Origin of the sequence: Herminiimonas glaciei, from assembly GCF_042664955.1 — a bacterium.
GTDB classification, from domain to species: domain Bacteria; phylum Pseudomonadota; class Gammaproteobacteria; order Burkholderiales; family Burkholderiaceae_D; genus Oxalicibacterium; species Oxalicibacterium glaciei.
The window spans coordinates 283,262-301,839 of sequence record NZ_JBHTBU010000002.1 but is presented as its reverse complement, the minus strand read 5'-3'; the positions used below and the strand labels follow the sequence as shown (position 1 = coordinate 301,839).

The window sequence follows — 18,578 nt, the reverse complement described above, 5'->3', positions numbered from 1 at the left end:
GAGATAGTGCAACGTTTGATGCTATGGCTTGCGAGCCGTCATTTTCTTGGCAATTTGTCGGTTCGTACCAAGCTCCTATTGGTGGCATTGGTACCTTTGCTGACGGCGCTGCCGATACTTTTTTCATTGATCTTTTATTGGGGCATCGGCTATTACGACCGCCTGCTTACTTTCAAAGTCAGCAGTGACCTTACGGTCGCACATGAATACTTTATCCATGTCCGTGAACGCATAGGCCTGGACGTCTCCAGCCTCGGTGACTCCTATCGTTTCGTCACCACAGTGCAGGATGATAATCATGCAGATTTGCAGCGCATGCTGGCGGATAAGCAAAAGGCGCTCGATCTCGATTTCCTGAATTTCCTCGATCCGCAAGGACGCGTCATCGTATCTTCGAATGGCAAACCGGCGGAATTGATTGCAGAGAGCTGGCCGGTGGTGTTCAGTGCGATGCAAGGCGGGAAAGCGACCGAGATTGATATTTATTCGGAAGAACAATTACGCCAGCTCAGCGACAAGGCTGCACAACAAGCGTATCTGGAATTGCTCAATACATCGAATGCGGCACCGACCAACAAAACCGCAGAAAAAAGCGGCATGGTGATCCACTCGGCAACGCCGGTATATGACGACGATGGCCAATTGCTGGGCGTGCTGGAAGGCGGCATGCTGTTGAACCAGAACCTCGGTTTTGTAGATACCATCAATAGCCTGGTTTACGCGGAAGGGTCTTTGCCGGACGGCAGCGCCGGGACCGCGACCCTGTTTATCGATGATGTGCGTATTGCGACCAATGTCCGTTTGTTTGGTAACAAGCGTGCACTCGGTACCCGCGCATCGAAAATCGTACGTGACCATGTACTCAACGATGGCAAGACCTGGCTGGATCGGGCCTTCGTCGTACATGATTGGTATATCTCCGCATATGAGCCGATCAGCGATAGCTTCGGCAAGCGCGTCGGCATGCTGTACGTCGGATATCTGGAAGAACCGTTCCGCAAGGCCAAGGAAACCGCCATCCTCTTGCTGGCGCTGTTGTTCACGGCGATAGGCATCGGTGGTGCCTACTTCTCCTTGCGTGTGGCGCGCAATATCTATGGTCCGCTGAAGAGCATGAACCACACAATGACGGCCGTCGAATTGGGTGATATGCATGCGCGCACCGGCGTGCAGGCACGCGACGAGCTCGGCAATCTATCGCGCCATCTGGACGATTTGCTGGATACGGTACAACAGCAAACCGCCGAGTTGAAAACATGGGGTAATGAACTCGATCGCAAAGTGGTGGAACGTACCGCCGAACTTGAACAAACCAATAAACTGCTGGTACAGGCCCAACAACAGTTGGTGTTGGCTGAAAAGTTGGCGGCGATCGGTGAGATCACTGCCGGTGTGGCCCATGAAATCAATAATCCGGTCGCCGTGCTGCAAGGTAATCTGGATGTGTTGCGCGATACCCTGGGTGCAGCGGCGGCACCGGTGCAAGGTGAACTGCAATTAATGGATCAACAGATTTATCGCATCAACACCATCGTCACCAAGTTATTGCAATTCGCCAGTCCCGGTGAATTCGCCGGTTACGTCGAAACCGTCGCTATCGATGAAATCGTTGCAGATTCGCTGGTGCTGGTACGCCATTTGTTGAATCAAAGTCGTATCGTGGTCGTGCATAAGAAGGAAGCGACGCTGACAGTACCCATCAACCGTGGCGAACTGCAGCAGGTACTCATTAATCTGTTTACCAACGCCATTCATGCGATGAAGGATGGCGGTCGCCTGACCATCAGCACCAGTGACTGGCGTGAAGCGGATGGCAGGCAAGGCGTATCGATACGCGTGGCGGATACCGGTAGCGGCATACGGCAGGAAGATATCGCGCACATCTTTGATGCCTTCTTCACCACCAAGCGCCAGGGTGGTACCGGCCTGGGCTTGTCGATCAGCTATACGCTGGTGGCACGGTATGGCGGCACGATCACGGTGCGGAGCGAAGAAGGTGCAGGCACGGAATTTACGGTTCGCCTGCTGGCATGAAAATGGATAGTTTAAATAATAAACCCGCCATCTCCCGGCGGGTTTATTTACTTCCAAGTACAGATTTATTTCTTATCGCTGCCACTCGGTGCGGTGGAGTGATTGTTTGCCTGTCCGGATAAAGGCATCGCAGACGATTCCTGATCCTTGCTTAACTCTTTTGGCGTCGCTTGCGTAGATCCGCCGGCATCGCCACTGCCGGTACCGGCGACTGGGGCTGCAGCCGGTGTGCTGGCTTCGGATGGCGGCATCGCACTGACTGGTGCGGCGACTGAGCCGCTGCTATCGAGTTTGGGAGCGGGTGGTGTTTCTGCCTTCTTGCAAGCAATTAGGAATAAAGCCAGGCAAGCGGAAACCAGAATGGAACGGGAGAACATCATGTGACCTCCTTCAGTGGGTTGGTCGTCCCATTCTAGTGAGCGGAATACAGAAGGAAAGGTTTATTTACTGTTAATAAGGAAATCGGTCCGGATAATGCAGATTTTGTAAAAGTTACATGGGATGGGCTGCCACAAGCAAGTGGGACCAAGCTTCCCGTGCGAAGCCACGCGGTGGCCGACCTGATTTTCCGATTCACGTTATGCTGTCTATCTTTCATCCGCCAAGCGCATTTCCTTACGCTAACGGATTGCATCCATACACCGGCAGATAGTTGTTATGAAATCCCTGAAAAATACTCCCTTATCCGTTCTCGACCTATCCCCTATCCTGGTTGACGGCACGCCTGCCGATGCCTTCCATCGTTCGCTCGACCTGGCCCGGCATGTGGAAAAGCGTGGTTACAACCGTTACTGGCTGGCTGAACACCACAGCATGCCCGGCATTGCGAGTGCCGCAACTTCGGTCGTGATTGGCTATGTCGCCGGCGGCACCTCGACGATACGTGTCGGCTCCGGCGGTATCATGTTGCCGAATCATGCCCCGCTGGTGATTGCGGAGCAATTTGGCACCCTCGCCTCGCTGTATCCGGGACGGATTGATCTCGGCCTGGGGCGTGCACCTGGTTCAAACCAGGCGACGGCACGTGCCTTGCGTCGCGAGATCAGCGATGACGGTAGCGAATTCCCGCGTCAATTGAATGAGCTGCGTGCCTTCCTGCAGCCATCGAATGAAAGTGCAGCGGTGCAAGCGGTGCCGGGCGCAGGTATCGATATTCCGATCTGGTTGCTGGGCTCCAGCAGCTATAGCGCACAACTGGCGGGCCACCTCGGTTTGCCGTTTGCATTTGCCGGTCAGTTTTCACCTGATTACATGCTGAATGCCTTGCATTTGTACCGCCAGACTTTCCGTCCGTCTGAAACGCTGGATGCGCCGTATGCAATGGTCGGTGTGAATGTGTTTGCGGCGGAAACGGAAGAAGAAGCGCAACGCCTCGCCACCTCGCAACAGCAAATGCACCTGAGCCTGGTACGCGGTACGCCGGGTAAACTGCCGCCGCCTATCGAGAATATGGATGATGCGTGGTTGCCGCATGAACGCATTTCGGTCGAGTCCATGTTGCGTGCATCCATCATCGGTGATGCCAGCATAGTCAAAGAAAAGCTGGAAGCTTTCCTCGACACCACGCAAGCCGATGAAATCATCATCAATAGCATGGTCTTTGATCATGCCAAGCGTGTGCGCTCGTATGAAATCGTCGCAGACGTCTGGCAAGCCTGATTGAATTTAATGCGTCGCTACCAAGAGGCAGCTCATGTTGGATAAATCCTTATACAACACGGAAGAAATTACGCGCCTGCTCGCCGTGCAGCAAACCGATACCGATAAATTCATAGGGCAAAGCCATTTCATGGGCAGCCCGAATGTATTCGGCGGTCAGGCTTTGGGACAGTCACTCTATGCCGCCTGCAGCACCGTGCCGCAGCGACGCCCGCATTCGATGCATGCCCTGTTTATCCTGCCGGGCAATCATCAGTTACCGATTGAATACGAAGTTGAACGCGTGCGCGATGGCGGCACCTTCAGTACGCGGCGCGTGGTCGCGACGCAGGAAGGTCGCCGCATCTTTGTGATGTCGGCTTCCTTCCAGGCGGAAGAAGAAGGTTTGTCGCATCAAAAAGCCGCGCCGGTGATGACTGATCCGGAGACACTGCCATCCAGCGTCAAGCTGTGGCAGCAACGCGGGATTGCGAGTGGTCGCAGCTTTCATCCGGCACCGGTGGACTTTCGTGCGAATGTAGCTGACGATATTTTTGGTGGTGAACGTGCCTCTGCGGTACGCCAGGTGTGGGCGCGTGCACCTATGGAATTGCCCGATGATCCACTGCTGCATGAAAGCTTGTTTGCATATGTATCCGATTACGGTTTGCTGTGGACCGCCTTGCAACCGCATGGCATCAAGATGAGCGATCCACGCCTGCAAATCGCCAGCCTTGATCACACGATCTGGTTCCACCGCCCGCTCCGCATGGACGACTGGCTGTTGTTTGCAATGGAAAGTCCGAATGCATCGGGCGGACGCGGCCTCTGTTTCCTGCATGTCTACAATCAATATGGCGTACTGCTCGCGACCGTGGCGCAAGAAGGCCTGATCCGTTTGCGCGACGATAAAAAATGAAATCTTCCTATGTCCGTTTTGCCGCGCTCAACCTGATCGGCTTGCTGTTGAGTGGCTTATTGTTTACCTGGATCGCGCGCGACGGCGCGCTGGATTTCCGGCTGGCGCAGTTGTTCTTCGATCCGGTTACGCATGGTTTTCCATTGCGTATTTCTGGCCCGCTGGATTTCTGGGGGCATACGATGCTGAAATTATTTACCGTGTGGATACTCGTCATCGCCGCCGTCGTGCTGGTGGTCAGCAATTGGGTCGATGCACTGAAGCCGTGGCGCCGTGCACTCTTCCTGTTTGTACTGATGGCCGGTTGTGCCGCCTTCGTGGTGCAAACCCTGAAAGGCGTGAGCGTGCATTCCTGCCCGTGGGATATCAATACTTTCGGTGGCACCGCACAATGGTTTCCACTGTTTGGACCAATCGGTGCCATGTCCGGTTCCGGCCTGTGCTGGCCCGGCGGTCATGCTTCCGGTGGCTTCGCCGTGATGGCCGGTTACTTTGCGCTGCGTGACAGCAAGCCAAAACTTGCGCGTGCGATTTTATGGTTCAGCCTGGGGATAGGTGCGGTGATGAGCCTGGTGCAAATGGCGCGTGGTGCGCACTTCCTGTCGCACAATTTATGGAGTATGTGGCTGGTGTGGGCGACTTGTTTCGTGATTGATGCGCTGATGCGCATCATATTGCCACCTGCGCGCGTGGCACGGTAAAAGTTTAGGGTTGCTGTAGTTCTTTGCTGATGCGTGCCGCAGTTTCTTCATCGTGTTTCAGGCGGCGTCGGTCCAGCCACCATGCAAGGACAGGCAGCACGATGAAACCACCAGGCGCCACAAACAAGACCATGTAAGGACTTAGTTCGACCAGCTTGTGCAGGTGCACCTTGATGCGTTTGCGATCCAGCTCGGTCCAGCGATAACCATTGCGTTGTTTCATCAACAAGGGCAACAGGCCGCGCATCTGCGTCATCTCATCCCACAGGCGCACACGTTCCCGGCTCTGGATGGCCCACAGTGAATAAGCTGAGTTGCGGATCAGACGAAAAGGAGATGCGATAGAAGCAATGATTCGACGTGGCACGTAGGATCCGAAAGGAAAAGGGTGAATCTCACCCTGATTCTACGCGAAGCAGACCGAACCGGCTGGGAATGCAAAAATAGCCAATTTCTATCAAATTCTTTGATTAAATCAATTTGTACTATCAAATGAGAATCGCTATCATCTGTTACAAGGCTCAGGCAAAGAAGATAGAAAGGATTCCAACATGGTCACAGCAGCTAAAGCCGTTAGTCAGGTCGCAATGCACATGAGTGTTGCATTCGCCGTAATGTATGTCGCCACCGGTTCACTCGCATTGGGCGGTGTGGCCGCCGTGGTCGAACCTATTTGTAATGTCATGTTGCTGCCCTTGCATGACAAGATGTGGGAGCGCATCCGCGCCCGGGTCGAAGCACGCAAGGCAAATGCCGCCCGTTCATCTGCCGATGCCGGCATGCAGGCAGTCTGAGTGCCTTAAAATTTGCATACTGAAGCCGCTGAGTATCAGCGGCTTTTTTATTGGCCGCTGCGATGCAAGCTATCGGATAATAAGCAGCTTCAGCAGTGCTGACTTCGCCATTACAACTTGCCCCACGTCTACAGGAATGTGTTCATGAAAATCGCGATACTCGATGATTATCAGGATAGTGTGCGTCACCTTGATTGCTACTCGCTGCTGGCCGGACATGAAGTAAAAATCTTTACCAATGGTGCACGCGGCGTAGGTCAGTTGGCGATCCGGCTGGCGAGTTTCGATGCGCTGGTATTGATACGGGAACGCACGGTCCTGTCGCGCCAGTTACTGGAAAAACTGCCGAACCTGAAATTGATTTCACAAACCGGCAAGGTCAGCGGCCATATCGATTTGCCGACCGCAGCAGCACGCGGCATCACGATAGTCGAAGGCGTGGGTGACCCGACGGCGCCGGCGGAATTGACGTGGACCCTGATCATGGCGGCGATGCGCAAGCTGCCGCAATACGTGAACAACCTGAAGGATGGTTTGTGGCAAATTGCCTCGCTGTCGCCGGCGCGTAACAGCCTGGGTACGGTACTGAAAGGCCGCACTTTGGGGATCTGGGGTTATGGCCGCATTGGCAAGATGATCGCAGCTTATGGCAAGGCTTTCGGCATGGATGTGATGGTGTGGGGACGCCCTGCCAGTTGTGAAGCGGCGATACGCGATGGTTACCGCGCCGCGGCGTCGCAGCAGGCATTTTTCAGGGAGGCCGATGTATTGACGCTGCACTTGCGCCTGAATGACGCGACGCGGGGCATTGTCACCGCTGACGACCTGGTGTGCATGAAACCGCAAGCCTTGTTCGTCAATACCAGCCGCGCCGAATTGGTGGCCGCGGATGCATTGCAGGCGGCACTGGAGCAAGGTCGCCCGGGCTATGCGGCACTTGATGTGTTTGAAAATGAACCGCTGCCGCCGGACTCCGCTTTGCTGCGCATGGAGAATGTATTGGCGTCACCGCATCTGGGTTATGTCGAGAAAGACAGCTACGAACTCTATTTCGGCAGTGCATTTCAAAACATCGTCGACTTCGCGAATGGCACGCCGAAGAATGTATTGAAGTAATGCTCTGGTGTGAGAACCGCGCCGTCGCTTATCTGACGGTATCGGGTTTGTCCTTGCTGTTTTTCACCGGCTTGGGCAATACGGTTGCAGTGGTACTGGCGAGGTGTGCGCTGCCCAGCAACTTGGTCCAGCCCGGTGGCCATGGCAAGGCGGGGCCGCTGTATTCAGGGACACCACGACGTACCGGAATGACCGGTAAAGCTTCCGGGATGCGGCCATCCTGTTTGTCCCAGCCCAGCGAAAAGGTGTAATCCGGCAGCAAGGCTTCGCACACCATATCGAACCACGCGGCGTGGTCTTCATCGCGCCCCAGTGCCTGTGCCAGGCCGGTCGGATCGAATTGCGCCAGGGTGCTGGCCAATTCTTCAGTGGTTTCACCCGGCGCATCACCCCAACCCATCACCGGATTGCAGTTGTACTCGGCGCCCGAGCCATACCAGCCTTCGCGCCATGGACGCTCCATCCAGTTACGCGGACCGGTGAATAAATGCCAGCGCCAATGCAGGCCGGAGGGTTTGGGCCAGCTGTACAGATACAGGCGCTGGTAGCCCGCTTTATGCAACTCGCGCACCATCGCCATCAAGCGTGCATGCGGCATCGGATCCGGTGGTGCGCGCCGAAACAATATCGCTTCACCATCAGCATGCTGTACCTCATCGGTCGACAGGTTCAAGTCGAGCGTGCGCATTTCATTGCCGAAGCGCGCGGAGATCCAGCCCGTCATCAAGTTAACGGTCGTAATCACGCCATAGCCGCGATGGCGATGGAAGATGACGGTGCCTGGAGCGATAGGTTTCATGGGTAAAGCAGTGTCAATAAAGTTGTTTGGGCAAAACGCGTTGAATCAAGCTGGCGACCCCGCGCTAGTGTAGCGGGATTTTCCGTTGCACATATTCGGGCTGCCGCATTTTTCGCGCAAGGAAATGGCGCGCCCTGTCCCGCTTGCACCGTTCTGGTGCAAGGTCGGCGACCAAGTATACCGTGTTGGCGACAGCTGTGAATACACCTGCAGGAAATGCCGTTTCCAGGTGCGGATTTGCGCCGCCCGGGTGGTCTGTAAATTGCTTTGCAGCATCTAAAGACGCGAGAAATTTTAGTGTCATGTCCTGCAGCCGGAAACGCGGGGCAGCTACAGAATAATTTAAGACCAGGAGCCCGTGATGAACCCGCAAGCCTCGCTACAAATCGATACCTTCCTGCCGTATATGCGTGACGTCAGCCGCTGCGAGCAATCCCTGCGTGAGTTGAACCTGATGTGGCGCATGATCGAAGCGTCGGCCAAGATGAATTGCCCGGTCGAGGCCAAGGCCATCCTGCCGACCATGGCGGCAACCCGTGCGGGTTTCAACCGACTGGAACAAGAGCTGGTGAGTAGCCTGGTACGGGAAAAAGTTGCAAATGTACTCGAAGAGATCGGCACCAAGGCGCAATATGTCATTGATATCGTGGTGCGCAATCTGTATGAGCGTACCGCTGACGTCGGCTTCCTCGCGACCGACCGTGAGTTGTGCAGTTTCGTCGCCGGCCTGCATGAAGACCGCGACATGATACGGGCGCGCCTGCGTGCCTATCGCAACAAGTACACCGTCTACGATGAAATCATGCTGATCGATGTGGCCGGCAATGTACTGGTGCAGATAGATGAAGCAACGCCACTGGAAGGCACCACCGATCCCCTGCTGCATGCGACGCTGGCGTCCGATACCTATGTCGAAACCTTCCGTGCCACCGACCTGCGTCCGGGCAAGCATGAAGCGCTGGTTTACTCGCGCCGCATGCATCATCCGGAAACCGGTGCGGTGGTCGGCATCCTCTGCCTGTGCTTCCATTTTGAAGAAGAGATGGCCGGCATCTTCCGCTCGCATCGTGACCCGGCGCAACGTTCGAATATGCTGCTGCTGGATGGCGGCAATCGCGTGATTGCCAGTGCTGATCCTTTGTGGATCCCGGTTGGTGCGACCGTGCCGGTGAACCGTGATGCCGATCCACACCTGGTGGTGTATGGCGGGCGTGAATACCTGGCGCGTACTTTCTCGGCGGATGGTTACCAGGGTTATATGGGGCCACCGGGCTGGCAAGGGCAAGTCATGATTCCGGTTGAGCTCGGCTTTACCGGTTTGGCGACCACCGCTTTGAAATCGCTGGATGCGGATGTGGCCGATGGCTTGCTGTCGCATGCGCAATCCTTTTGCCCACCCTTGTTTGAAATCATGAGCGCGGCCGAAACCATACGGCGCGTCGTCTGGAATGGACAAGTCATGACGGCCGGGCAAAACGGTGAGCTGCTGAAACTCAAAACCATCCTGGAACAAATCAGTGAAACCGGTGCGCGCAGCAATGAATTGTTTTCGCAATCGATACGCGATCTGTACGAAACCGTATTGTCATCCAGCCTCAGCGATTCGGAATTCGTCTCGCACCTGATGGTCGATTTGCTGGATCGTAACCTGTACGAACGCTCGGATGATTGCCGCTGGTGGGCACTGACGCCGGAGCTGCAAGTGGCGCTGGCCGAACCGCATAAATCGGCGGAGAGCGTGGCGCGCCTGAGCGAGATACTCGATTACATCAACTCGCTCTACACGGTTTACACCCGTATCTTTATCTACGATAGTGCAGGTGTGATCATTGCCAGCACCGACTTCAAGGAAGATGGCCTCGAAGTGGTCGGCACCAGCATAGACAGCACGACGCTGGAAAACGTGGCGATGTTGCGCAGCGACCAGCAGTACTACGTGACGCCGTTTGAAAGCACGGCCTTGTACGGCGAACGTCCGACTTATGTGTATCACGCCGCGATCCGCCATCCCGAGCATACGGCGCAAATGGTGGGCGGCATCGGCATAGTGTTTGATGCGGAGCCGGAATTCGCCGCCATGCTCAAAGGTGCACTGGGTGACAAGGAAGACGTCAGTGCCCTCTTCATCAACCGCAGCGGCCGCATTATCTCCAGTACCGATCCGACCCGTCCGGTCGGCGATGTGCTGGAAATTGCGCCGGAACTGTTGGCGATGGAAAACGGCAGCAGCACTTCACGCATCGTGATCCATGACGGTCATTATGCGATCCTCGGTTGCACCGTGTCGCACGGCTATCGCGAGTTCAAGACTTCGGATGGCTATCGCGAAGACGTATTGGCGGTCGTGTACAAATCCTTCGGTGAAGAGCGGCAAAAACTCAATAACGGCAACAATGTCGACACCACGCTGGAAGTCGATATCAATGCGGTGCCTGGCCGTGAATTCGCCACCTTCTTCATCGATGGTTCGCTGTTTGCGATTGCCGCCGAACATGCGGAAGAAGCCTTGCCGGCTTCGGCCGTATCGCCAGTCTCGATGGGTGGCCGTGCAGAACGCATAGGCATACTAGGACTGCATCATGACAATGAAGCCAAACGCTTCGTCTGGGTCTTTGACCTCGGCCACCTGATGCGCGGCTATCGTTCCGAGATAGACAGCAGCAGCCAGGTCATCATTGTCAGGCGCGGCTCGCAAAGCATAGGTTTGCTGGTCAGCGAATTGCACGGCGTGCCGGAATTCCAGGAGTCACAAATCACGCCGACGCCCTTGGCCAGCCCGAGCGATGGCATGCTGGTGACAGAAGTCATCCAGGCCAATGGCGGTCGTTTGCTGATCCAGGCTATCAACGTCGATCATTTGTTTGCAGTGCTGAACGACGAAGAAATACCGATGCCGGCAGCAGCCGGTGCGGAACCCATGAAAATCGCCGCATAAGCATAGAAGAAATTAAGCTGAAAAATGGATGGGCGCGGATATCGCCGTGCAGGCAAGCCCATCCATTTGTAAATTTATCGGCCAATAATTGCGCGCCTCTTTTCACAATCGCCCGGCTCGCGTTATGATGCGATATCCGCTTTTGGACTATCTTTGTTGTGTGACCCTAAATGATACTGCGCATCATCGCTACCGGCGGTACTTTCGATAAGCATTACGATGAAATTACCGGCCAGTTGAATTTCAGTCATGGTCACCTGCCGCAGGTCATCAAGCGCGCGCGCATTACGGTGCCGCTACAGCTGGAACAACTCCCCTTCCTTGATTCGCTGGATATGCACGATGCAGATCGCCAGCGCATTGCAGCATCCTGCCTGCGTGCCGATGAAACCAGCATCGTCGTGGTGCACGGCACCGACACCATGCGTGAAACCGCCGAAGTATTGGGCGCTGCACAATTACCAAAGACCATCGTCCTGACCGGTGCGATGATCCCCTATGAAGTCAAGAATTCGGACGCCCTGTTCAACTTCGGCTTCGCATGCGGCATTGCGCAAGCGTTGCCGCATGGTGTGTACATCGCGATGAATGCGCAAATCTTCACCTGGAATAATGTGCGCAAGAACCGCAGTGCCGGCGTCTTCGAAAAAACCTGACCGGATTTCCCCCATCCGCTGCAAACCAGCGCGCCACTTAAAAGTGATGCGTCAGGGTCAGGCGTACCGATCGCGGTTCGACCGGGTGCGAGTGGATGTCATTCACGCCGCCGGCCACTTCGCCATTCAGGCGTGAGCTGTAGTAATAGTCGATATCACTGGCTTTGCGATCAAACAGATTGAATACATCCAGCGTCACTTTGGTCTTGGGATTGACCTTGTATCCCACACGGGCATAAGCAATCGCAGTTGCCCTGGAGCGCACGCTATTGTCTTCTATGAGTGGGCGCGCGCCAAAATAGCGATACTGGAATGCGCCATACCAGCGACCAAGCCCGGTGACGGTAGTGCCAAATGACACGACCCGGTCGATAGCGCCGGGGATGTAGTCACCGGCCGGATCCGCATCACGATAACGTGCGCGCGACAAGGCGAGGTCGAGGTCAAACAAGAGCCAGGGGTACGCGATGTAATGGTTATTCCATTCGATACCGGTGCGACGGCTGGCGCGGCTTGGTTCGGTTTCACCGGCATCACCGACAAACAGCAATTCCGAATCAATATCCAGGCGCCACAAGGCCAGCGAGCTTTGCAGGTTGGGGATGATCTCGGTACGCAGCCCCACTTCCGCGCCGCGCGTGGCTACCAAAGGTGTCACAGGAGTCGATGCGCCACCGCTTGGCAATTGCGTCTGTGTGGTGCCGCGCGCGTCATTGCTATGGAAGCCTTTGCCATAGTTCACGAAGTATTCTGTCTTGGCCCACGGTCCGAAGATCAGCGACAGTTTGGGCGATACGGTGTGGTCGCGTGCCTTGCCTGAATTGCCGGCGATGTCGCTGTCGACATTGAAGCGGTATGCGTCATAGCGCAATGCCGCCACAGTACGGAATTTCTCCAGCCATTGCGCAGAGTTCTCCGCGTAGACACCTATGCTGGCTTCTTTCACCTTGTCTTCGCGTACAGTGGCGGTGCGCTCCTGGGCGATAGTGTCATACAGGCCGACCGGCGACAAACGGTCATAGCGTGTCTGCAAACCCATCTTGTTTTGCATGGTGATGCCGCCGATTTTATCTATCCACGTTTGCGCCGCATTCAGGCCATACATGCGCCGGTTTTCACTCTGCTGGAATTGGTCGCCATCAAGCGGGTTGTCCAGCAAGTAAGTGAAATTGCTAAACAAATTGAGTTTGGATTGCACCGCATACGCATTCAGTTCGAACAGGCTGTCCTGGCTGCGTTTATGCATCGCATAACTCAGGCTGTAGCGCGAAGTGCTACCACCATCGGTCGGATCGATTGCGCCAAAGCGGCCGATCAGGCCGGCATTGATCGCGCGTTGCGGAATCTGGTCGGTGGCATTCCAGCTGTTCTTGTAAGCCATGCCGGTAATGCTGAAGCCTTCGTACTGATTACCGCCGGTGTATTTCAGGGTAGCGCTGTACTTGCGCAAATCTTCCGGGTTATCCCACGGGCCCTTGTTGCGCGTGACTTCCAGCCCATACAGCAGTGTGCCGCTGCCGGCATCGAAAGAATCGGCCAGTACCGCGCGTTGATAACCGTGGCTACCCGCCGTAATCGAAGCGATGCCTGAAGTCAGCTTGTCGGCCAGGCGCATATGCGCGGCACCGGCCGACGCGAAATCGCCTTCGTCTGCAAAGTACGGCCCCTTCTTATAGTCAATCCGGTCTATCAATTCGGGGATGATGAAGTTGATATCCGTATAGCCCTGGCCGTGGGCATGGGTGCGCATATTGACAGGTACATCGTCGATGTAGGTGGCGAAGTCGGTACCGTGGTCCAGATTGAAGCCGCGCAAAAAGTATTGGTTCGCCTTGCCGTCGCCACTGTGCTGCGTCACGATCATGCCGGGCACAAATTCCAATAGTTCACCGGTACGTAGCGCCGGCCGGTTCTCGACCAGGCTGGAGGTCGCAGTGCCCTGGCTGGCTGCATTGGAGCTGCCGATGGCATTGTTGTAGTGGCTGATGACGTTGATGGCGGGCAGTTCGGTCTGCTCTGCTGCAGTGGCTGGCGCGATGGCGGCGAAGGCCAGCGAGATCGCCAATGGCAGTTTCTTTTTGTGATATTGCATGCTTGCTTCAGGCTTGGGCAGGACGGGAGATGGATTCCTCATACTACATTTGCCGACAGCCGGGCATCAATCGCTAACAGTCGTTTATAGCGGTATACAGGCGGTATACATCCTGCAATGTCGTATTAAGGATGCAGTGCCCATGGCAGGCAACGATGAGGTGTTTCACTTGCCGTGCAACGCATGCTGTTCCGCGATATCCATGAAAGAACCGACCAGGCGCGTCGCACGCCGTTCGGCCAGGCAATACACATAGGTATGTGTAGTCACGGGATCGCCCTGGATGCGCACCTTGCGAAAGCGCGGGTCGGGAATGAACTCCGCATCCGATACGGTGCCCAGTCCCAGTCCGCGCCCTACCGCTTCGCGCAATGCTTCGCGGCTACCGATTTCCATCACGACTTGCGGACGTATGCCGGCTTGTTCCAGTGCTGCTTCCAGTGCCAGTCGCGTGGTGGATCCCTGCTCCCGCATCAGCATCGGCTGCTTCGCTAATTCTTTCAGTGCTACCGATTCGCGTTTGGCGAACGGGTGGTCGACGTGTGCAAACAGTACCACCGGATGTTTCGCATAAGGCACGCTGACAAAGCGGGCATCATTGGAAAAATTGGCCAGCACTGCAACGTCGGTGACATAGTTTTCCAGGTCATTCAGTGATTGTGCCGAGTTACCGAGTTTGATCGACAACTCCACCCGCGGGTATTGCGCCCGATAGACATCCACCATTTCAATCACATGGAATGGTCCCACTGCACCTATACGCAAACTCCCGACATGCAGTGCGCCGGAATTGACCAGGAGGTTGAGCGCGTCCACTTCCAGTTCGGCAATGTTTTGTGCGATAGGCAACAGGCGTTGCGCGGTTTCACTGAGGTCTATCCTGCGCCCGCGGCGAAAAAACAACTCAACGTTGTACTCGCGTTCCAGCGCCTGGACCTGCGTGGTCAGGGTGGGCTGGCTGAGGCCGAGCGCACGCGCCGCAGAGGAAAAGCCACGGTGGCGGGCGACGGCAAGGAAGGCGCGAAGTTGGGCAGGAGTCATCTATAGGTTCTATCTATACTTTGGTGTCTTAATTTATATTATATCGATAATAAGCTTGTCATAAATCGTCCTTAACCTTGCGTCTGTTCGAAACAAATGCCATCCCGTATTTGTTTTCTTTACCGACCAGCACGGCAATGATTAAGGATCAATCATGAAACGACGTTTTCTTTTAGCACTTTGCATGAGCGTTTTCAGTGTCTCGCTCTTTAGCCAGGCAGCTTTGGCAGCACCGACACTGACGATAGGCCTGATTCCGGCCGAAGATGCGCAAGCCATGCTGGAAAACAGCAAGCAAGTCATCAGCAGCCTGCAGGAACAACTGGGCATGCCGGTCAAGCCATTCATCGCAACCGATTACAACGGCATCATCGAAGCCTTGCGTGCGAAGAAACTGGACGTCGCCTATCTCGGTCCTTTTTCCTATGTACTCGCCAGCTCGGTCGCCAATGTGGAAGCCTTCTCCGTTGCCGAAACCAAGAAGAACGGCAAGAGCTTCTACAAGAGCCTGATCATCGTACGCAAGGACAGCGGCATCCAAAACATCGAGCAACTGAAAGGCCAGACCATGGCTTTCGTTGATCCGACCTCTGCTTCCGGCCATCTGTTTCCGAGTGCCGGCCTGCGTAAAAACAATATCGATCCAAACAAGTACTTTTCCCGCGTGATTTTCTCAGGTTCACATGACGCCAGTATTTTGGCGGTGGCGAACAAGAAGGTAGATGCAGCCGCGGTAGCTGATCGCATCCTGGCTTCTGCGATTGCGAAGGGTGTCGTCAAGGAATCCGATTTCAATATCGTCTGGTCGTCACCCGATATTCCGGAGTCGCCTATGGTCTGGCGCAAGGACCTGGACCCGGCCTTGAAGAAAAAGATCGCTGCAGCCTTTGCCAATATCAAGGACGTCAAATGGGGCGACCAGGGCATCCTGAACGGCTTTGTTGCGACAGATGACAATGCATACAACGTCGTACGCGATGCGGCAAAGATCCTCAACCTTGATCTCAAGGGGATGAAATGATCAAGATCCGTTCCCTCACCAAGCAATACGGCAAGAATGTCGTGCTGCGCGGTATCGACCTGGATGTCGTGCCGGGTGAATTCCTGGTGGTGCTCGGTCCGTCGGGTGCCGGCAAATCTACCTTGCTGCGTTGTATCAACGGCTTGATTACGCCGAGTGGTGGTGAGCTATCCGTCGCCGGCTTCGACGCCACCAACACCGCGAGTCGTCGTAACCTGCGTGGCTTGCGCCAGCAAGTGGCAATGATTTTCCAGCATCACAATGTGGTGCCGCGCTTATCGGTGCTGAAGAATGTATTGACCGGTCGCCTCGGCCAGGTATCGACGCTGTCTTCCTTGCTGCAATTGTTTTCCAGGCAGGATGTGGCGCTGGCGATGGATTGCCTGCGCCGGGTCGAGCTTGAACACAAGGCGGGAGAGCGCACTGATGCATTATCCGGTGGCCAGCGCCAGCGCGTCGGCATTGCCCGCGCACTGGCACAGCGCCCGAAAGTCATCCTGGCGGACGAACCTATCGCCAGCCTTGATCCGAAAACCGCTCGCCTGGTTTTGCAGTACTTGCGCGATGCTTGCCGTGAACTGGGCATCACCGTGATTTGCAATTTGCACCAGGTGGAACACGCGCGTGAATTCGGTGACCGCATAGTCGGCCTGGCCGGCGGCAAGCTGGTGTTCGATGGCCGCAGCAATGAGCTGAGGGATTCGCATATCAACCTGATCTATGGCGGTCTCGATAAGACGGCGCAAGCTGGTGTCTATGAAACAGCGACCCATGCCGAAGTCCAGCGTTCTACAGAATTATCATTGCAAGGAGCGTTGTCATGAGCGCCTCATTACAAACCACGCGCGATGATGCAAGCTATCACGACTATATCTGGACCGGTCCGCGTCCGCTGACCCTGCAGGCCTGGTTGCTATTCATAGTCGCAGTAGTCATGGTCGCGCTCCTGTTGGCATGGAGCGCAAAAGGCACACAGCTGAGCTGGACCGAACTGGCGAATGGCTTGCCGCAAATCGGCGATTTCCTCAGCCGTTCCTTCCCGCCGAACTGGGGCATACTCGGCTCCCTGGTTGCGCCTGCGATTGAAACCTTGCAAATCGCCTTGTGGGGCACATTGCTGGGCGTGCTTGGTGCGATCCCGGTTTCCTTCCTGGCGGCGCGCAACCTGAACAAAAATCGCCTCGTCTACCAGACGGTGCGCCAATTCCTCAACATCACACGCAGCATCAATGAATTGATCCTGGCCCTGATCTTCGTTTCGGCCGTCGGCCTCGGTCCCTTCCCCGGTGTGCTGGCGCTGGCCTTGCATGGCATCGGCATGGTTGGCAAATTCTTTGCCGAAAGCATAGAAGAAATCGATGAAGGTCCGCTCGAAGCATTGCGGGCTACCGGCGCCAGTCCGCTGCAAGTCATCGCCTTCGGTGTACTGCCGCAAGTCATCACTGCATGGATAGCCACCGTACTGTATCGCTTCGAAGTCAACCTGCGCCAGGCCACTGTGCTGGGCATGGTCGGTGCCGGCGGTCTGGGCTTTGAACTGGTCAACAGCCTCAAGCTATTCAAGTACCAGGAAACCGCGACCTGCATCGTCGTGGTGACCCTGATGGTGGTGGTAGCAGACACACTATCGAGCCGCTTGCGGCAAATGATCCAGGACGGTCGCACGCACTGATATCACTGCGGTGTAAGTCCTGGAAGTTCACCCGAACTTTCACTCTAGAAAAAACCAACCATGTGGAATTATCACAATCCGGTGTCGGTTCATGCCGACACCAAGGGCTTGTCACGCCTTGCAACTTTGCTTGGTGACAGGCGTGCACTACTGATTACCTTTCCGGAAGCGGCCGCACTCGGCATCGAAGGACAAGTTGCGAAGTTGCTGGGCGATCATCTGGTCGGTATCGAAAACGCGGTACAACCAAATCCCGACGTCAGCTGGCTGGCGGCGCTGTATGAACGGATCTGGCAACGTTACGCAGATGTCGAGTGCATCATCGCGCTTGGTGGCGGGAGTGTCATCGACTGTGCCAAAGTCATGCTGGCACCGACCCCCTCGGGAAGTTTCGATGAACTGCTGGAACACTTGCGTGGTGGCACACAGCTATCCGGCGCAGGCGCGAAGGCTTTGATTGCCATTCCCACCACCGCCGGCACGGGTAGCGAAGTGACGCCGTGGGCCACGGTATGGGATGCGGAAGCCGGCAGTAAATATTCACTGCATTGTCCATGGACCTGGCCGCAAACCGCGGTGATAGATGCAACGCTGATGTTGAGCGTACCGGCGGCTACCACGCTGGCAAGCGGACTCGATGCACTATCGCATGCGCTGGAAGCGATCTGGAACGTCAATCGCAATCCGGTTTCGTCCAGCCTCGCTTTGAGCGCGGCCCGCGAAATTCTTGCCGGCTTGCCTTTGCTGATGAGCGATCTCGCCAATCTGCAGTTGCGTGAACGCATGGCTTGCGCGGCGCTGCAGGCGGGTCTGGCATTCTCGAATACCAAGACTGCACTCGCACATTCACTTTCATATGACATCACCTTGACCCACGGCGTAGTGCACGGCATTGCCTGCTCGTTCTCGCTACCGCACGTCATGCGCCTTGCATTCGGCAAGGATGCGCAAGTCGATGTACTCCTGCTGCAAATCTTCGACGCCACCAATTCCGACATGGCGGTTGCGCGCCTGATTGCCTTCCTCGAAGGCCTGGGTGTGAGTACCGATCCCGCCAGTTACGGCATAGGCGACGACATGGATGGCCTGGTGCAGCGCGCGCTGCAAGGGCCACGTGGTCGCAACTTCATTTCCAACATCGCAAGCACCATTTAATACTA

At 55.7% G+C, this 18,578-nt stretch carries 17 protein-coding genes; 12 read left to right on the top strand and 5 right to left on the bottom strand.

Annotation, left to right across the window (positions count from 1 at the left end):
• Positions 1-6 precede the first annotated feature (6 nt).
• The gene (locus ACFQPC_RS12210) at positions 7-2,034 is read left to right on the top strand and encodes a cache domain-containing protein (RefSeq protein WP_382272215.1); all 2,028 of its coding nucleotides are present in this window, start codon (positions 7-9) and stop codon (positions 2,032-2,034) included.
• Between the two features lie 65 nt (positions 2,035-2,099).
• Here ACFQPC_RS12210 and ACFQPC_RS12205 read toward each other — a convergent pair whose 3' ends face one another.
• Entirely contained in the window at positions 2,100-2,414 is a 315-nt protein-coding gene (locus ACFQPC_RS12205; RefSeq protein WP_382272214.1) for a hypothetical protein, read from the bottom strand.
• Positions 2,415-2,691: 277 nt separating this feature from the next.
• Here ACFQPC_RS12205 and ACFQPC_RS12200 point away from each other — a divergent pair, with 277 nt between their 5' ends.
• Genes ACFQPC_RS12200 through ACFQPC_RS12190 form a run of 3 tightly spaced genes read left to right on the top strand, consistent with a single transcriptional unit; the run spans position 2,692 to position 5,292 of the window.
• Complete coding sequence (locus ACFQPC_RS12200; protein WP_382272213.1) at positions 2,692-3,693, top strand: LLM class flavin-dependent oxidoreductase; 1,002 nt, start codon at positions 2,692-2,694, stop codon at positions 3,691-3,693.
• A gap of 34 nt (positions 3,694-3,727) precedes the next feature.
• A complete protein-coding gene (locus ACFQPC_RS12195; protein ID WP_382272212.1) occupies positions 3,728-4,591 on the top strand; it encodes an acyl-CoA thioesterase in 864 nt (287 codons plus the stop codon).
• Positions 4,588-5,292: a phosphatase PAP2 family protein gene (locus ACFQPC_RS12190; protein ID WP_382272211.1), complete on the top strand. Its 705-nt coding sequence runs from the start codon at positions 4,588-4,590 to the stop codon at positions 5,290-5,292. Before ACFQPC_RS12195 ends, ACFQPC_RS12190 begins: the two co-directional genes overlap by 4 nt.
• Before the next feature lie 4 nt (positions 5,293-5,296).
• Here the strand turns inward: ACFQPC_RS12190 and ACFQPC_RS12185 are convergent, their stop codons facing one another.
• Complete coding sequence (locus ACFQPC_RS12185; protein ID WP_049831567.1) at positions 5,297-5,659, bottom strand: hypothetical protein; 363 nt, start codon at positions 5,657-5,659, stop codon at positions 5,297-5,299.
• 184 nt (positions 5,660-5,843) lie between these two features.
• Between ACFQPC_RS12185 and ACFQPC_RS12180 the strand changes: the two genes are divergently transcribed.
• Entirely contained in the window at positions 5,844-6,086 is a 243-nt protein-coding gene (locus ACFQPC_RS12180) for a DUF2061 domain-containing protein (protein WP_382272210.1), read from the top strand.
• Positions 6,087-6,230: 144 nt separating this feature from the next.
• Complete coding sequence (locus ACFQPC_RS12175; RefSeq protein ID WP_382272209.1) at positions 6,231-7,202, top strand: D-2-hydroxyacid dehydrogenase family protein; 972 nt, start codon at positions 6,231-6,233, stop codon at positions 7,200-7,202.
• 28 nt (positions 7,203-7,230) lie between these two features.
• Here the strand turns inward: ACFQPC_RS12175 and ACFQPC_RS12170 are convergent, their stop codons facing one another.
• Positions 7,231-8,001: an L-asparaginase gene (locus tag ACFQPC_RS12170; RefSeq protein WP_382272208.1), complete on the bottom strand. Its 771-nt coding sequence runs from the start codon at positions 7,999-8,001 to the stop codon at positions 7,231-7,233.
• A 361-nt stretch (positions 8,002-8,362) separates the two neighbouring features.
• Here ACFQPC_RS12170 and ACFQPC_RS12165 point away from each other — a divergent pair, with 361 nt between their 5' ends.
• Together ACFQPC_RS12165 and ACFQPC_RS12160 are read left to right on the top strand one after the other, a co-directional pair.
• Positions 8,363-10,936 carry a chemotaxis protein CheW gene (locus ACFQPC_RS12165; protein WP_382272207.1) on the top strand — a complete coding sequence of 858 codons (2,574 nt, stop codon included), beginning with the start codon at positions 8,363-8,365 and terminating at the stop codon, positions 10,934-10,936.
• 170 nt (positions 10,937-11,106) lie between these two features.
• The gene (locus ACFQPC_RS12160) at positions 11,107-11,592 is read left to right on the top strand and encodes an asparaginase domain-containing protein (protein WP_382272206.1); all 486 of its coding nucleotides are present in this window, start codon (positions 11,107-11,109) and stop codon (positions 11,590-11,592) included.
• Positions 11,593-11,629: 37 nt separating this feature from the next.
• Here the strand turns inward: ACFQPC_RS12160 and ACFQPC_RS12155 are convergent, their stop codons facing one another.
• Complete coding sequence (locus tag ACFQPC_RS12155; RefSeq protein WP_382272205.1) at positions 11,630-13,684, bottom strand: TonB-dependent receptor; 2,055 nt, start codon at positions 13,682-13,684, stop codon at positions 11,630-11,632.
• A gap of 165 nt (positions 13,685-13,849) precedes the next feature.
• Positions 13,850-14,725 (bottom strand): LysR substrate-binding domain-containing protein, encoded by an 876-nt coding sequence (locus tag ACFQPC_RS12150; protein ID WP_382272204.1) that lies wholly within the window; start codon positions 14,723-14,725, stop codon positions 13,850-13,852.
• A gap of 154 nt (positions 14,726-14,879) precedes the next feature.
• On the opposite strand from ACFQPC_RS12150, the gene phnD reads away from it, so the two are divergent.
• Genes phnD through psrA form a run of 4 tightly spaced genes read left to right on the top strand, consistent with a single transcriptional unit; the run spans position 14,880 to position 18,573 of the window.
• A complete protein-coding gene (phnD, locus tag ACFQPC_RS12145) occupies positions 14,880-15,746 on the top strand; it encodes a phosphonate ABC transporter substrate-binding protein (protein WP_382272203.1) in 867 nt (288 codons plus the stop codon).
• Complete coding sequence (gene phnC, locus ACFQPC_RS12140) at positions 15,743-16,570, top strand: phosphonate ABC transporter ATP-binding protein (RefSeq protein WP_382272202.1); 828 nt, start codon at positions 15,743-15,745, stop codon at positions 16,568-16,570. Before phnD ends, phnC begins: the two co-directional genes overlap by 4 nt.
• Positions 16,567-17,418: a phosphonate ABC transporter, permease protein PhnE gene (gene phnE, locus ACFQPC_RS12135; RefSeq protein ID WP_382272201.1), complete on the top strand. Its 852-nt coding sequence runs from the start codon at positions 16,567-16,569 to the stop codon at positions 17,416-17,418. Before phnC ends, phnE begins: the two co-directional genes overlap by 4 nt.
• Positions 17,419-17,478: 60 nt before the next feature.
• Positions 17,479-18,573, top strand: a complete 1,095-nt coding sequence (psrA, locus tag ACFQPC_RS12130) for an iron-containing alcohol dehydrogenase PsrA (RefSeq protein ID WP_382272200.1) — start codon at positions 17,479-17,481, stop codon at positions 18,571-18,573.
• Positions 18,574-18,578 lie beyond the last annotated feature (5 nt).

What these genes read in the sequence shown, in the direction of transcription:
- ACFQPC_RS12195 (WP_382272212.1), top strand. Translation starts at nt 3,728, where the DNA reads ATGTTGGATAAATCCTTATACAACACGGAAGAAATTACGCGCCTGCTC.
- ACFQPC_RS12180 (WP_382272210.1), top strand. Translation starts at nt 5,844, where the DNA reads ATGGTCACAGCAGCTAAAGCCGTTAGTCAGGTCGCAATGCACATGAGT.
- ACFQPC_RS12170 (WP_382272208.1), bottom strand. Translation starts at nt 8,001, where the DNA reads ATGAAACCTATCGCTCCAGGCACCGTCATCTTCCATCGCCATCGCGGC.
- ACFQPC_RS12150 (WP_382272204.1), bottom strand. Translation starts at nt 14,725, where the DNA reads ATGACTCCTGCCCAACTTCGCGCCTTCCTTGCCGTCGCCCGCCACCGT.
- psrA (WP_382272200.1), top strand. Translation starts at nt 17,479, where the DNA reads ATGTGGAATTATCACAATCCGGTGTCGGTTCATGCCGACACCAAGGGC.
- ACFQPC_RS12155 (WP_382272205.1), bottom strand. Translation starts at nt 13,684, where the DNA reads ATGCAATATCACAAAAAGAAACTGCCATTGGCGATCTCGCTGGCCTTC.
- phnC (WP_382272202.1), top strand. Translation starts at nt 15,743, where the DNA reads ATGATCAAGATCCGTTCCCTCACCAAGCAATACGGCAAGAATGTCGTG.
- ACFQPC_RS12160 (WP_382272206.1), top strand. Translation starts at nt 11,107, where the DNA reads ATGATACTGCGCATCATCGCTACCGGCGGTACTTTCGATAAGCATTAC.
- phnD (WP_382272203.1), top strand. Translation starts at nt 14,880, where the DNA reads ATGAAACGACGTTTTCTTTTAGCACTTTGCATGAGCGTTTTCAGTGTC.
- ACFQPC_RS12205 (WP_382272214.1), bottom strand. Translation starts at nt 2,414, where the DNA reads ATGATGTTCTCCCGTTCCATTCTGGTTTCCGCTTGCCTGGCTTTATTC.
- phnE (WP_382272201.1), top strand. Translation starts at nt 16,567, where the DNA reads ATGAGCGCCTCATTACAAACCACGCGCGATGATGCAAGCTATCACGAC.
- ACFQPC_RS12200 (WP_382272213.1), top strand. Translation starts at nt 2,692, where the DNA reads ATGAAATCCCTGAAAAATACTCCCTTATCCGTTCTCGACCTATCCCCT.
- ACFQPC_RS12175 (WP_382272209.1), top strand. Translation starts at nt 6,231, where the DNA reads ATGAAAATCGCGATACTCGATGATTATCAGGATAGTGTGCGTCACCTT.
- ACFQPC_RS12165 (WP_382272207.1), top strand. Translation starts at nt 8,363, where the DNA reads ATGAACCCGCAAGCCTCGCTACAAATCGATACCTTCCTGCCGTATATG.
- ACFQPC_RS12190 (WP_382272211.1), top strand. Translation starts at nt 4,588, where the DNA reads ATGAAATCTTCCTATGTCCGTTTTGCCGCGCTCAACCTGATCGGCTTG.